This window comes from Bradyrhizobium sp. 33ap4 (assembly GCF_032654765.1).
Classification (GTDB): domain Bacteria; phylum Pseudomonadota; class Alphaproteobacteria; order Rhizobiales; family Xanthobacteraceae; genus Bradyrhizobium; species Bradyrhizobium australafricanum.
Genome location: NZ_JAUMTJ010000087.1, coordinates 1 through 12,534, shown reverse-complemented (window position 1 = coordinate 12,534; position 12,534 = coordinate 1). Strand labels below are relative to the sequence as shown.

The following is a 12,534-nucleotide window of genomic DNA, read 5'->3' as shown; positions in this document are numbered from 1 at the left end:
TCTCACCTCATCGCCAGCCAGACGACAGCCCACAGGCAGGCACTGACCGCGAGCGCCGCGAGCAGTCGGCCCGGCACGGGCATGCGCAGGATCGACCAGTGCGCGGCCTGCGCCGGATGCGCGTGCGGGGCGTGGCTGTGCCCGTGGGGGGCGTGGCCGTGATGGTGGTCCTCGTGGGTGTGCGTATGCGCCATGGAACGACTGTTATATTATAACATAACGCGAGTCTACAAAGGAGGAACTCATGGCGGACCCGCAAAACCGAGGAGATTTGAGCCGCGCCGGCAGAGTGACGTCCCGGTCGACAGCTTTGCCGGAAACCTGCCTGGATGGGAACCGTTGGCTACCTGCGCCGGAGCGACGGCGGACCCGTGCGCAGTTCTCTCCGCGTCGTCCTGGCGAAGGCCGAGACAACGGCGAATCCGTGGTGCAGATTGCGAGGCCCGCCTGCGCGCCTCAAATTCAGTGTCGTCCGGCGCAGGGCGGGACCCATACGCCGCGGCGGGTGTTGTTGACGGGACCCGTTATTCCAACGGTGCGTAACAATCGGCATTTGTGGTTATGGGTCCCGGCTTTCGCCGGGACGACACTGAGTGTGTGGAGCCGCGAGTAAGACAAACTTCTGCGCTCTCGCGATATGAATTGCCCGAGCTTTGACTTTTCAATCCGCCCTCTCTTGAACTGAGGGCGCGGGAAAGCCGGGTGTCGATCGCACACATGGGCTCCGTGCGGGGACTTGACACGTTTTGCTGAGTTGTCCGTCGGCAAATCACCGATTGGCGTGGGGAAAATACCGGCGGAACGCCTTCGGCGACGGAGAGGCTGCCCTATGCGAAGAGGCAGCCCTATGCGACCAGCACATAGACCAGCATGGCAGCGGTGATCGCCATCCAGACGAGCGAGAGGCGGAAATACAGCAGGTCCCAATTCATGGGCGCGAGCGTACACGCCCGCGCTTACGTCAACCTTTCACCAAGTTAAGGCATCGCGGATTTAGTAACTAAGCACGCCAGCGGAATGGATTGGTGGTTGGCACGCCGGAAGACACAGCTCCGGCCCTCAATTTATGAACATGGCAATCGCCACGAGGATGACCGGGCTTAGCCCCATCAGTACGACAAACACGCTGTAAAGTAGGTTGCCCATAACGCCGCCCTACGTTGGAAGGGGAAGCTATGCCGGGCGGAACTCGGCAAGCCAGTGCAGTTTGTGCCAGCGGTGTTTGAGCTTTGGGAATTACCCAGTTATCTCCGGGGCCTAGCTGGACATCCCCGTAACACTACGGGGGCGACACAGCTCAGGCAGAGAAAAGGGCGACGAGCGCCACCACCGCCAAAGCGGTAGCGACGCACCCTGCGATCATGACCCAGTCCTGACGCTTCGCCATGCCGGGCACGCTCACCCGGCCAGCGCAGGTCGTGTTGACCTAGGTCAACCGGCCAAAATCATTCATCGGCCGTCGAGGCATCACGCAACGAGGCAGCCTCACGCCTCGCGCGCGTAACTCTTCAACCTTGCCTCAAGCACCGCGATCACCTGGTCGCGGACCGGATCGCGGGAGCCTTTCAGCCAGGCGGCGGCGAGCGGCAGGCGGCCGGCGCTGCTGCCGCGCGTCAGGCGGAGCGGCACAAAGCGGACGCCTGATATCGCCATCCGTGCGGTCCAGCGCGGCACGATGGCGACGCCGAGCCTTGCTGCGACCATGTTGACGATGGTCTGCTTCTCGTCGGCGATCTCCTGGATAAGCGGCGTCAGCCCGGCCTCGAACAGCTTTTTATGCAGCCAAGACGTTATGCCCGGCGCAAGGCCGGGCATAACGCGTTGTGGGGGAAGCGATCGAGCTCGTGTGCTCTCCGGCAAGAGCCGGGCGCGTCGTCACAGTGCGGGGGTCCACCTGTTGCGATGACGGTAGAGCTTTGACAGGCTGAAGTTTCCGACCTCTTGTTCGCCCTTGCGGAAAATGGCTATCGCCTTCTGAACGCTCATTTCCGAAATGATATCGGGCCGGCTTCCACAGAGCATGACGAGCTCGAAGATCAGATTGGTGAGGGCGGGCATATCGGTCCATTGCTGCGTCTGATAGGGCTCCTCCCAATGAGCCCAGGCCCAATCTTCGATCAGATAGAGACCATCGCTCTTGAGATAATGGAAGGACGCCTCGAAGCTTGCTCGCGAGAGCTCGTATTGATGCGAGGCGTCGTCGATAATCATATCTATTCGCTGGCCGGGGAATTCCGTCCTGATGATGGTCTGGACGCGCGCGGTGTCGCCTTGCGACGTATTGTAGTATAATTTGACGCGGTCCGTCAGACCGTGGTCGCGGATCAGGCCAAGCACCGCTGGGCTCGCAGGTCTGATATCGATCCCGACGAACTTGATACGTTCCTCGATCGCGGCAAGAAGCAAAGCCGAACCACCTTCGAAGATGCCGAATTCCAGGATATTGGTAACCCCGTTCTCGCGAATGAGGCTTTTGTAGCGATCAATCATCCCGCGGTTCTTGATGATCGCGATGGAATCCTTCGTCGTCCTGGCATCATTGAAGTTCTGCCTGATCAGGCCAAACTTCATGTTGTTGATCACGAAGGTATTCTCATCACTCCAGACTTCATCCATTGGGAACCCCCTGTCGATATTGACTCAATTAACTGATCGCTGTTGTTTGCCCTGTGGCGTGCAGAGCCTCTCCTGCCAGATAAGCGGTATTTTTTCTCCATCCTCGGACGGTGCTTGGCGCAATTCCTCGCCTGCAATCTGCATGCCTGGCGGACATGGCCACGCAGTTGTCATCGAATCACTGGCCGATTTGCATCCGGCGCCAGCCGTTGTAGTTGAGATCGATGACGAACCGACGGCACACGCCTTCGGATCGATCCGCGTCGGCCACACCAGCTTGAACGGCGGAAGTGTCGGGCGTCGGCCCGCCGCGTTGGCGATCACTTTGAGACGCCGCACGCCTTCAGACAGCGTCGGCTGAATCCAGCCGCCTTCGGAGCTCTCGTTCCAGGCATAGATCACAACGCTCTTGAAGCGATCGTTGCGCGGATTGTTGGCCGCCTGACTGATTGCAGCACGGATTTGCCGTGTCCATTCCTCATCGGTGGCAGGTTGACACCAGTCCGGATTCGGCTTGCGAGTTTTCAGTTCCTGAGGATCGCGCAAAGCCGGTCGATAATCCCAGCCAAGCGTCACGGTTGGTAGGAAGCCTCCAGAACCATTCTGGGCTTCGGCTTGCCAGGCTTTCTGTGCGAGAGCCGCGCAACTGGCGTACGGCAGGGATTTTCCATTCGACCCAAGGGCGGTCGCATATGTACTCGCCGCATCAAATCCTATCCTGTGAGCAACGGGCTCCGTCTCGGACAGGTTGAAGAGCAAGGCAACCAGGTAGAGATCTCGGCCGGTCGCGGCCTTGACCCGATCCCTCATATCCTTCAGGGCCGCCTTTGTACCCTCTTCACCCCCAAGCCCCTTTATCCACGGGGTCATCGTACCAAGCAGGAAGAACACAGGCGCCGAGCCGTCGCTCGCCCGCATGTAATCCGGCCCGGCTACCGCTTTGCTGATTGCATCACTCACCATCGGCACATCACGAGGGGGGAATGACAGGTTGAAATTCAGCGCGTATTTGATGCCGAGCTTGTCTGGAAGCCGAAGAAAATTTCCCAACGCCCGATTGAGCGCCACGGCTCGACTGGGATCGCGTCCCCAGGACGAACTCTCCAGGTAGTAGCCGAAGATGAAATAATCCAAGCCTGCGGACTTCGCGTAATGCACGTCCGCATTCAGTGCTCGTTCGGTGTTTCCGGGAAAACCGAGATTTCCGTTCGGCAGACGCTCTGTGTAATACGGAGCGCGCGCGCGCAATCCAGGGTCGGCCAGGACCTGCCCATAGGGACTGTCGAGACTCCAATTGTCCCACCGAATGGCACCTAATGAGACCTTGCTCGACGAGGCCGGTGCCGCAGTTGGTGCGGCGGGCGCTGCGGGTGCCACGGCGGAAGGACTGCCCTTGCTCACCTGAGCCATGGCTGGGAATGAGGAGACTGCCGTCGCAAGCACAACAAGCAGACGGATCGAGCAGTGTCGGGCTGTCCACATCATCACTTTCCCTTGGTCCAAAGCCGCCATGATGCGGCTCGGGATTTCGGTTGTTACTCGACATGCATTCAAGAAGTAACAAAGGGCGCTTATGTGGCGGCGCACTGCAATCGGATCCGTTGAAGCGGAACATCGATGCAACAGCGTGACATCAGACTTGCCTTGGTTCTCGCGAGCATTGCGTCGCGATTCACATAGGTCGAAACAGAACGGGATCGGTGGAACTTTCTGCGCCATGCGTTTCAGTTGATCGAGGAACTTTCTGCCGCCGAAATGGGCACAGGCGTTACCGCGCTCCATGCCTCGCGACGACACGGTTGAAAAATCGAATGATCCTTCCATTGGTTGAAGACAGAGGCTCCGCGTTTTGCAACACAGGTCCCGAATCCATCGATCCGCAAAACGCGTGGTGGAATGGATTCCGAGCTCGCGCTTCGCACGCCCCGGAATGAAGAGAGAGAGAGAGACGTGTTCACGCCTCGCGCGCGTAACTCTTCAACCTTGCCTCAAGCACCGCGATCACCTGGTCGCGGACCGGATCGCGGGAGCCTTTCAGCCAGGCGGCGGCGAGCGGCAGGCGGCCGGCGCTGCTGCCGCGCTTCAGGCGGAGCGGCACAAAGCGGACGCCGGGGATCGCCATCCGCGCGGTCCAGCGCGGCACGATGGCAACGCCGAGCCTTGCCGCGACCATGTTGACGATGGTCTGCTTCTCGTCGGCGATCTCCTGGATATGCGGCGTCAACCCGGCCTCGTCGAACAGTTTTGTCGTCAGATCGTGGCTATGCGGCCGCGAGCGGCGTTCCGGCACGATCAGGGGCTGATCCGCGATGTCGGGCAGCACGATCTGCTTGCGCCGCGCCAGCGCGTGCTTGTGCGACAGCGCCACCACGGCGGTCTCCTGCAACAGCGGGACAAATTCGATGCGGCGGTCGGGCCGCTCCGGCGGGCGCACGAAGGCGAGGTCGAGCGCACCAGACAGCAGCTTCGGCAGCAGGCGGATGGTCTTCTCCTCGAGCAGTTGCACGGCAACATCAGGATGGGCGGCGCGGAGGTCGCGCAGCAGCGGCGGCAGCAGGCCGGCCGCCGCGCTGTCGATCGCGCCGATCCGGAAGCGGCGCGCCTGTGGCTTGCGCAGCCGACGGCGAAAGCCGTTCTCGATCGCCTCAGCGCGGCCGAGCAGCGCGCGGCTCTCGCGCAGCAGCACAGCGCCGTCCTCGGTCAGCGACACCGCGCGCGTGGTGCGCGCGAACAGCCGCACCCCGAGATCCTCCTCCAGCAGCTTGATGTGGCGGCCGAGCGCCGACGGCATCATCTGCAGGCGCTGCGCCGCGCGGCCGAAATGCAGTTCCTCGGCAGCCGCGACGAAGCAGCGAAGCTGGTGCAGTTCCAAGACGTCGCTTCCTTATGCCCCGCGTTCGTCATGGCCGGGCTTGTCCCGGCCATCCACGTCTTTCTTTGCCGCCAAGACGTGGATGTCCCGCACAAGGCCGGGCACGACGCCAAGTGAGACCGGGTCCGATTATATCATTTTTTTGTATAAACCGGCGTGGGTTGAAGCGGAAGGGCGCGAGCTTCTAGGCTTTCCGATGGCGCGCGACAGGCGCCGTCCCAACAAACAAGACGAACCCGGGGGAAGAAGCCCATGGAAAGCCAGCTTGGCGCGCGCGTATTGCGCAAGATCTCACTGCGCATCGTGCCGTTCATCATGCTGCTGTACTTCGTGGCGTTCATCGACCGCGTCAATATCGGCTTCGCCTCGCTGACCATGAACAAGGACATCGGCCTGTCGCCGACCGTCTATGGCTTCGGCGCCGGTATCTTCTTCTGGGGCTACTTCCTGTTCGAAGTGCCCTCCAACATCATCCTGCACAAGATCGGCGCGCGGATCTGGATCGCGCGGGTGATGATCACCTGGGGCCTGGTCTCGGCGGCGATGGCGCTGGTGCAGGGCGCGACTAGCTTCTACGTGCTGCGCTTCCTGCTCGGCGCCGCCGAAGCCGGCTTCTTCCCCGGCATCATCCTCTATCTCTCCTACTGGTTCCCGGCGCGGCAGCGCGCCGCCGTCACCGCGCTGTTCATGGCGGCGGCGCCGCTGTCGACCGTGCTCGGCTCGCCGCTCTCCGGTGCGCTGCTGGAGATGGACGGACTGCTCGGCTTCAAGGGCTGGCAATGGCTGTTCGTGCTGGAGGCCGTGCCCGCCGTGCTGCTCGGCTTCGTCGTGCTGGGCTTCCTGACCGACCGGCCGGAGCAGGCCAGATGGCTGGCCGACGACGAGCGCGCCTGGCTGGTCAAGACCATGAAGGCCGAGAACGACGGCAAGGCCACGACCGCAAGCCACAGCATCTGGCGCGGCCTCGCCGACCCGCGGGTGCTGGCGCTGGCGCTGGTCTATTTCGGCACCTCGGCCGGGCTCTACACACTTGGGGTGTGGGCGCCGCAGATCATCAAGGCGTTCGGCCTGTCGTCGATCCAGGTCGGCTTCCTCAACGCGGTACCGGCGACGGTTGCCGTGATCGCGATGGTGCTGTGGGCGCGGCATTCCGACCGCACCGGCGAGCGCACCTGGCACGTCGTGCTGGCGTGCCTGATGGCCGCGGCGGGACTTGCGCTCGCCGGGCTGTGGACCGGCCTTGCCGCCGTGATCGCGGCGCTGACCCTGGTCAATATCGGCATCTCCTCGTCGAAGCCGCCGCTATGGAGCATGCCGACCATGTTCCTGTCCGGCTCGGCCGCCGCGGCCGGGATCGCCACCATCAACTCGATCGGCAATCTCGGCGGCTTCGTCGGGCCGGCGATGATCGGCTGGATCAAGGAACGCACCGGCAGTTTCGACGGCGGTCTTTATTTCGTCGCCGGCCTCCTGGTGCTCTCGGCCGTGCTCACGCTGCTGCTGTCGCGCGCGCAGAGCGCGCCGGCACAATCCGAACCGCAACCAAATCCCATGCGAACCCGCTAACCACTCATCCGGAGACAACCCATGCGTACCCATTCCATCGCCGCCATCCCCGCCGACGGCATCGGCCCCGAAGTGATCTCCGCGGGCGTCCGCGTGCTGGAGGCTCTGGCGAAGCGCAGCGGCGACATCAGCTTCAACGTCAAGACCTTCGACTGGGGCTCGGACTATTACAAGAAGCACGGCGTGATGATGCCGGCCGACGGGCTCGCGGAGCTGAAGAACTTCGACGCGATCTATTTCGGCGCGGTCGGCGCACCCGATGTGCCCGACCACATCACGCTGTGGGGCCTGCGGCTGCCGATCTGCCAGGGCTTTGACCAATACGCCAATGTGCGGCCGACCAAGATCCTGCCCGGCGTCGCCTCGCCGCTGCGCAATGTCGGCGTCGGCGATCTCGACTGGGTGATCGTGCGCGAGAATTCCGAAGGCGAATATGCCGGCATGGGCGGCCGCGCGCACAAGGGCCTGCCGGAAGAGGTCGGCACCGAAGTCGCTGTCTTCACCCGGGTCGGCGTGACGCGGATCATGCGCTATGCGTTCCAGCTCGCGCAGTCGCGGCCGCGCAAATTCCTCACCGTGGTGACCAAGTCGAACGCGCAGCGCCACGGCATGGTGATGTGGGACGAGATCGCGGCCGAGGTGGCGAAGGACTTCCCCGACCTCACCTGGGACAAGATGCTGGTCGACGCCATGACGGTGCGGATGACGCTCAATCCGAAGAGCCTCGACACCATCGTCGCGACCAATCTGCACGCCGACATCCTCTCCGACCTCGCCGGCGCGCTGGCCGGCAGCCTCGGCGTCGCGCCGACCGGCAACATCGACCCGCAGCGCCGCTATCCCTCGATGTTCGAGCCGATCCACGGCTCGGCCTTCGACATCACCGGCAAGGGCATCGCCAACCCGGTCGCGACGTTCTGGACCGGTGCGCAGATGCTGGAGCATCTCGGCGAGAAGGACGCCGCGGCGCGCCTGATGGCCGCGGTCGAGAAGGTGTGCGCGGCCGGCGTACTGACGCCCGATGTCGGCGGCAAGGCGACGACGAAGGAAGTCACCGATGCGGTGATTGACGCGATCCATGGGTCGAATGTGTAAGGCGGCGACGGTCCCGTCGCATCACGCAGTGAGGCGAGCGCGCTAGTCGGACTCCTTTCCCCCTTGTGGGGGAGGGTTGGGGAGAGGGGTACCGCTTGCTCCGCTCTCCATGAGGATTAGCGCCACCCCTCACCCCACCCTCTCCCACAAGGGAAGAGGATGCCTGAGAGGGGTGCTCACCTCACGAAAGCGTGCCCGCCTCCGCGCAATTGGTCAGCCGCGCGGGCACGCCGATGGCGGTGCAGCCGGCGGGCACATCCGTCGTCACCAGCGCGCCGGCGCCGATCCTGGCGAAATCGCCGATCGAGAGATGTCCGATCACCGTGGCGCCGGCGCTGAGCAGCACGCCGTGGCCGATCTTCGGCGCGCGGCGCGGATCATCCTGATGCCGCGCGATGGTGACGTTCTGCAAAATCGTGACCTCGTCGCCGACCGAGGCCAGCGCGCCGATGATGATGCCGGTGCCGTGATCGAGGAAAACCGCCGTTCCAATCCGGGCCGACGGGTGAATGCTGATCTGCAATTGGTCCGCCGTCGCGCCTTGCATCATGAGCGCAAGGTCGGGGCGGTCCTGGCGCCACAGCCAGTTCGACACCCGCCAGGCCTGCAGCGCGACGAAGCCCTTGAAGTTGAGCAGCGGCGGCAGGAAGCCCGTGATCGCGGGATCACGGCGCACGATGGCCGTGAGATCGGTGGCCGCGGCATCGACCAGTACGGGCTCGGCCGCATAGGCTTCGCGGGTGGTCCGCGCGAACTGTGCGCGATCCTCTTCCGCGCGGCTGATATGCCGGCCGATCAGAAAAGCGAGCGCCCCGCCGAGGTCGCCCTGATCGAGAATGAAGGCGGCCGACGCCTCGAGGAACGGATCGGCAGCGATCGCCGCCTCCGCCTCGCGCCGGATCGCAAGCCAGAGCTCGCCGGCCGTCACTGTCGCTGATCCCGCCATAGTCTCCACCTCATCGTCCGGATCCCAAACGATAGAGTGGGCGTCACCATCCCAAAATGCAAACCGCCCGCTTGCTCATCGCAAACGGGCGGCTCAGGGCCATCAGGTTCTATGGGGGCACATCGCCTGAAGGCTAGCGCTTGCCTCGCGCGATCAGCTCTGCGGCGGCTGGTCAGTCGGCGGGGTCGGACGGGTCTTGTGCTGCGCCATGAAGGCGTCGAACTCTTCCTTGTCCTTGGCGTGGCGCAGGCGATCGAGGAAGTTCTTGAACTCGACCTGCTCCTCCTCGAGACGGCGCAGCGTGTCCTGGCGGTACTCGTCGAAGGCACGGTTGCCGCTGGAGGGCGGACCGAAGCCGCCGAACGGGAAGCCGCGGCGCTCCATGCGGCTCTTCATCCGCTCCATCTTGTCCTGCATGCGCTCCATCTTGTTCGCCCAGCGATCCTGATCGTAGTGACTCCAACAGGCCATCTTTCTGCTCCCGAGTGTGAAAAAGAGAAGGGCGAGGCCGATCGGCCACCAGATCATGAAGCCGAGGATGATCCCGGCGATCTTCAGGGGATGCCACGGCGTCGCGTAGAAGTAGGGACGGTAGGGCTCTTCGACGGGGCCGCGCCAGCGATTGACATCAGCGGTGTAGGCCATTTCCTTCTCCATCACGGCATCACGCCGTTGTGAATGTAAATAACATTTACATAGGTAGCCGATCCCTTGGGAAAGTCAAGCAGCGCGGGTGACGCACCCCTCGGATTATTTTTGGCTTGGCCGTTGAACCTTATTTCGGCTTGCCCCAGGGACCAGACCTTTCGCCGGCCGGCTTGTCGTCGGCGGCCGCGGTTCCAGGCCGGCGGTCAGTCGGGAAGCCGAGGCCGCGCAGGTAGATCAGCACTTCGGCCTCGAGCAGATCCTCCGGCGACATCGGCAGCTTGCGCCGCGCGGCATCGCCGCGGCCGAACAGCGAAGCGACGCCGTGCGACATCGCCCAGATGTGCAGCGCCATCATCATCGCCGGCGGACGCGGCATGCCGGGCGGCGCCAGTGCCGCGAGCCGTTCGGCAGCGGCGCGGATGATCGCGAAGGCGCCCTCGCTTGCGGCCATCAAGGTCGGATTGGAATCGACCGGCAGGCCGGATTCGAACATCGCGGAATAGAACGCCGGCTCCTCGCGGGCGAAGGCGAGATAGGCCTTGCCGACCCGCTCGAACGCCGTGACGGTATCGGGGCGGCCGTCGTCCCAGGCCTGCGTCAGCAGCGATTCGAACTGCTCGAAGCCGCGCTGCGCGATGCTGGCGATCAACTCGTCGCGGTCGCGGAAGTGGCGGTACGGCGCGGCCGGGCTGACGCCGGCCATCCGCGCGGCATCGGCGAAGGTGAAGCCGGCCGGCCCCTTCTTCGAGATCAGGTCGAGGGCGGCCTGCAGCAACGCCTCTTTGAGATTGCCGTGATGATAGCCGCGCTCGGCGCGGCCTTGGTCCTTGCGCCAGCTCATGTGAACGGCTTTTACATGAGCCCGCGGTAAAGGTCACTAGCGGGGCGGCAACGCGTCCATCAAGATTAACGGGTGTGACGCGGCCTCGCTGCACGCGCTTGACGGCAGTAGCCCGGCTCAAGCATGGCTCGATCTTCTCCTTCCCCCTGAAAGGGGGTCAGCCGCAGTCGACGCTGTATGCGGGGAGAGCAGATCCCACCCGCTTTGCTCTGGCGAGCAAAGCGACCCCCTTTTCAAGGGGAGGTGAATTCTCCCGCCTTAGCGGCCCGGGATCGGTAGCACCGGCATGATCTCCACGGCCTCGCCCGGGAAGATCGAGAAATGCGGGTGGTTCTCGAACAGCTTTGCCGCCGCTTCATGCGAGGGCGCGCGCACCACGGTGAAACCGGTCATCAGATTGGCGATGTCGGTGACGCCGCCCTGCCCGACCTGCTTGGTCTTGCCGAGCGGTCCGCCCATCTCGACGATCACGTCATGATGCTTCTCGACCCAGGCGCCCCAGGCCGCCATGCCCTGCTGCTCCTTGGCACGGCGTTCGGCCTCGGGCAGCGCGTTCCAGGCTGCCATCCGCGAGCCGGTTTTACCGCCGCCGAGATAGACGGCGAGGAAGGTGTTGGTGCTCATGTTGCGTCTCCGTTGTGGTCGTTGTTGGTGGACGATGGTTCGGTGATACGGTGACGCTTTGAAGCGGCATCGTTTCTCGTTGAATGTTCAGCGCAGCGCCTTGCCCCAGCCGCCCTGCGGATGCTCGAAGGTGGCGGCCGCCTGCTGCACCTCTTCGGAGAAATCGGCCATCTCCTGCACCTGGCGGATCTCGATCATCTCGTTCGCGGTGGCCGGGCACTTCCTGGCCCATTCGATGGCCTCGGCGCGCGAGGCGACCTCGATCATCCAGAAGCCGCCGATCACTTCCTTGGCCTCGGTGAACGGGCCGTCGATCACGACCGGCACGCCGGTGTCGAACTTGACGCGCGCGCCGGCGGCCGGCGGATGCAGGCCTTCCAGCGTGATCAGCACGCCGGCGTCCTTCAGCGCCTGATTGTACCGCATCATCGCGGCGACCCGTTCGGGGTCGAGCTCGAGCTTGGCCGGCGCGGACTCGTAGCCGAGCGGGATCATCAGCATCATGAAACGCATTGGTCGGATTTCCTTGCCTGTTGAGTAACTCGCAATCTTCACCCTCGTCATGCCGGGAAGCCCCACGCGGCGCCGGCCCGGAATCCACGACTTGCGACGATGATCATGTATTCCGGGCGCATCGCCGGTGCGATATCGCGGAATGACGTCGGGTGTCATTTCTTGCCCACCTGCGCACGCAGGCGCTCTCCCCGCTCGCGCAGCTCGGGCGTCAGCGCCTCGCCGAAATCCTCCGCGGCAAACACCTGGCGGATTTCGATCTCGGAGCCGCCGTCGAACGGCGCGCGCTTCATCCAGTCGATCGCTTCATCGAGCGACTTGGTCTCGATCAGCCAGAAGCCGGCGACCAGATCGCTGCTCAGGCCGAACGGGCCGCGCGACACCGTGCTCTGCCCGCCGGCATATTTGACGCGGGCACCCTTGCTGGTCGGATGCAGCCCCTCGCCGGCCTGCATCACGCCGGCCTTGACCATCTCCTCGTTGAACTTGCCCATCGCCGCGAGCAGCTCGGTGCTCGGCATCACGCCGGCCTCGGTGTCCCTGTTCGCCTTCACGATCACCATGAACTTCATCGTCCTGCTCCGTTGTCTTGTTCAGCTGCTTTGCCGGTATCTCCGGTGCTCGTCTCAAGGACGACGCGGGGCTTGCCACGCCGACAGGCCAAGCGAAATTATTTGGGAGGTCATTGCATCGCGCGCCACAGCCCTCAGCGGTCCTGCCTGACAAGTTCGCCGTCCTAAGTCGGATCGTAGCCATGTCGTTCTGTGAGCCAAGGAGTTGAGTGTTATAGTTGTCTTCCTAAGACCGCTTGGG

The 12,534-nt window shown here is 63.7% G+C and carries 13 protein-coding genes; 2 read left to right on the top strand and 11 right to left on the bottom strand.

Going from position 1 to position 12,534, the window contains the following annotated elements; translation table 11 throughout:
- Window positions 1-2 precede the first annotated feature (2 nt).
- The 5 genes from Q2M23_RS39805 to Q2M23_RS39785 all read right to left on the bottom strand — a co-directional run bounded on the left by Q2M23_RS39805 (window position 3) and on the right by Q2M23_RS39785 (window position 5,488).
- Window positions 3-194 (bottom strand): hypothetical protein, encoded by a 192-nt coding sequence (locus Q2M23_RS39805; RefSeq protein WP_057016232.1) that lies wholly within the window; start codon window positions 192-194, stop codon window positions 3-5.
- 1,291 nt (window positions 195-1,485) lie between these two features.
- Entirely contained in the window at window positions 1,486-1,815 is a 330-nt protein-coding gene (locus tag Q2M23_RS39800; RefSeq protein WP_057016231.1) for a LysR substrate-binding domain-containing protein, read from the bottom strand.
- A gap of 60 nt (window positions 1,816-1,875) precedes the next feature.
- Window positions 1,876-2,616 carry a class I SAM-dependent methyltransferase gene (locus Q2M23_RS39795; RefSeq protein WP_057016230.1) on the bottom strand — a complete coding sequence of 247 codons (741 nt, stop codon included), beginning with the start codon at window positions 2,614-2,616 and terminating at the stop codon, window positions 1,876-1,878.
- 24 nt (window positions 2,617-2,640) lie between these two features.
- The gene (locus Q2M23_RS39790) at window positions 2,641-4,440 is read right to left on the bottom strand and encodes a hypothetical protein (RefSeq protein WP_316398981.1); all 1,800 of its coding nucleotides are present in this window, start codon (window positions 4,438-4,440) and stop codon (window positions 2,641-2,643) included.
- A 130-nt stretch (window positions 4,441-4,570) separates the two neighbouring features.
- Window positions 4,571-5,488, bottom strand: a complete 918-nt coding sequence (locus tag Q2M23_RS39785) for a LysR family transcriptional regulator (RefSeq protein ID WP_316398980.1) — start codon at window positions 5,486-5,488, stop codon at window positions 4,571-4,573.
- 252 nt (window positions 5,489-5,740) lie between these two features.
- Between Q2M23_RS39785 and Q2M23_RS39780 the strand changes: the two genes are divergently transcribed.
- Complete coding sequence (locus tag Q2M23_RS39780; protein WP_057016227.1) at window positions 5,741-7,054, top strand: MFS transporter; 1,314 nt, start codon at window positions 5,741-5,743, stop codon at window positions 7,052-7,054.
- 21 nt (window positions 7,055-7,075) lie between these two features.
- On the top strand, window positions 7,076-8,149 hold the full coding sequence (locus tag Q2M23_RS39775) for a tartrate dehydrogenase (protein ID WP_316398979.1): 1,074 nt from the start codon (window positions 7,076-7,078) through the stop codon (window positions 8,147-8,149).
- 181 nt (window positions 8,150-8,330) lie between these two features.
- Here Q2M23_RS39775 and Q2M23_RS39770 read toward each other — a convergent pair whose 3' ends face one another.
- The 6 genes from Q2M23_RS39770 to Q2M23_RS39745 all read right to left on the bottom strand — a co-directional run bounded on the left by Q2M23_RS39770 (window position 8,331) and on the right by Q2M23_RS39745 (window position 12,293).
- Window positions 8,331-9,095 carry a serine O-acetyltransferase gene (locus Q2M23_RS39770; protein ID WP_316398978.1) on the bottom strand — a complete coding sequence of 255 codons (765 nt, stop codon included), beginning with the start codon at window positions 9,093-9,095 and terminating at the stop codon, window positions 8,331-8,333.
- Between the two features lie 153 nt (window positions 9,096-9,248).
- Complete coding sequence (locus Q2M23_RS39765) at window positions 9,249-9,740, bottom strand: DUF2852 domain-containing protein (RefSeq protein WP_057016264.1); 492 nt, start codon at window positions 9,738-9,740, stop codon at window positions 9,249-9,251.
- A gap of 130 nt (window positions 9,741-9,870) precedes the next feature.
- The gene (locus Q2M23_RS39760) at window positions 9,871-10,584 is read right to left on the bottom strand and encodes a TetR/AcrR family transcriptional regulator (protein WP_316398977.1); all 714 of its coding nucleotides are present in this window, start codon (window positions 10,582-10,584) and stop codon (window positions 9,871-9,873) included.
- A 258-nt stretch (window positions 10,585-10,842) separates the two neighbouring features.
- Complete coding sequence (locus Q2M23_RS39755) at window positions 10,843-11,208, bottom strand: YciI family protein (RefSeq protein WP_057016224.1); 366 nt, start codon at window positions 11,206-11,208, stop codon at window positions 10,843-10,845.
- Window positions 11,209-11,295: 87 nt separating this feature from the next.
- The gene (locus Q2M23_RS39750; protein WP_028332843.1) at window positions 11,296-11,721 is read right to left on the bottom strand and encodes a YciI family protein; all 426 of its coding nucleotides are present in this window, start codon (window positions 11,719-11,721) and stop codon (window positions 11,296-11,298) included.
- A 155-nt stretch (window positions 11,722-11,876) separates the two neighbouring features.
- Complete coding sequence (locus tag Q2M23_RS39745) at window positions 11,877-12,293, bottom strand: YciI family protein (protein ID WP_057016223.1); 417 nt, start codon at window positions 12,291-12,293, stop codon at window positions 11,877-11,879.
- Between the last annotated feature and the right edge of the window lie 241 nt (window positions 12,294-12,534).

Coding starts and splice junctions, on each gene's coding strand:
- Q2M23_RS39805 (WP_057016232.1), bottom strand. CDS start 194: ATGGCGCATACGCACACCCACGAGGACCACCATCACGGCCACGCCCCC.
- Q2M23_RS39800 (WP_057016231.1), bottom strand. CDS start 1,815: ATGCCCGGCCTTGCGCCGGGCATAACGTCTTGGCTGCATAAAAAGCTG.
- Q2M23_RS39795 (WP_057016230.1), bottom strand. CDS start 2,616: ATGGATGAAGTCTGGAGTGATGAGAATACCTTCGTGATCAACAACATG.
- Q2M23_RS39790 (WP_316398981.1), bottom strand. CDS start 4,440: ATGGAAGGATCATTCGATTTTTCAACCGTGTCGTCGCGAGGCATGGAG.
- Q2M23_RS39780 (WP_057016227.1), top strand. CDS start 5,741: ATGGAAAGCCAGCTTGGCGCGCGCGTATTGCGCAAGATCTCACTGCGC.
- Q2M23_RS39775 (WP_316398979.1), top strand. CDS start 7,076: ATGCGTACCCATTCCATCGCCGCCATCCCCGCCGACGGCATCGGCCCC.
- Q2M23_RS39770 (WP_316398978.1), bottom strand. CDS start 9,095: ATGGCGGGATCAGCGACAGTGACGGCCGGCGAGCTCTGGCTTGCGATC.
- Q2M23_RS39765 (WP_057016264.1), bottom strand. CDS start 9,740: ATGGCCTACACCGCTGATGTCAATCGCTGGCGCGGCCCCGTCGAAGAG.
- Q2M23_RS39760 (WP_316398977.1), bottom strand. CDS start 10,584: ATGAGCTGGCGCAAGGACCAAGGCCGCGCCGAGCGCGGCTATCATCAC.
- Q2M23_RS39755 (WP_057016224.1), bottom strand. CDS start 11,208: ATGAGCACCAACACCTTCCTCGCCGTCTATCTCGGCGGCGGTAAAACC.
- Q2M23_RS39750 (WP_028332843.1), bottom strand. CDS start 11,721: ATGCGTTTCATGATGCTGATGATCCCGCTCGGCTACGAGTCCGCGCCG.
- Q2M23_RS39745 (WP_057016223.1), bottom strand. CDS start 12,293: ATGAAGTTCATGGTGATCGTGAAGGCGAACAGGGACACCGAGGCCGGC.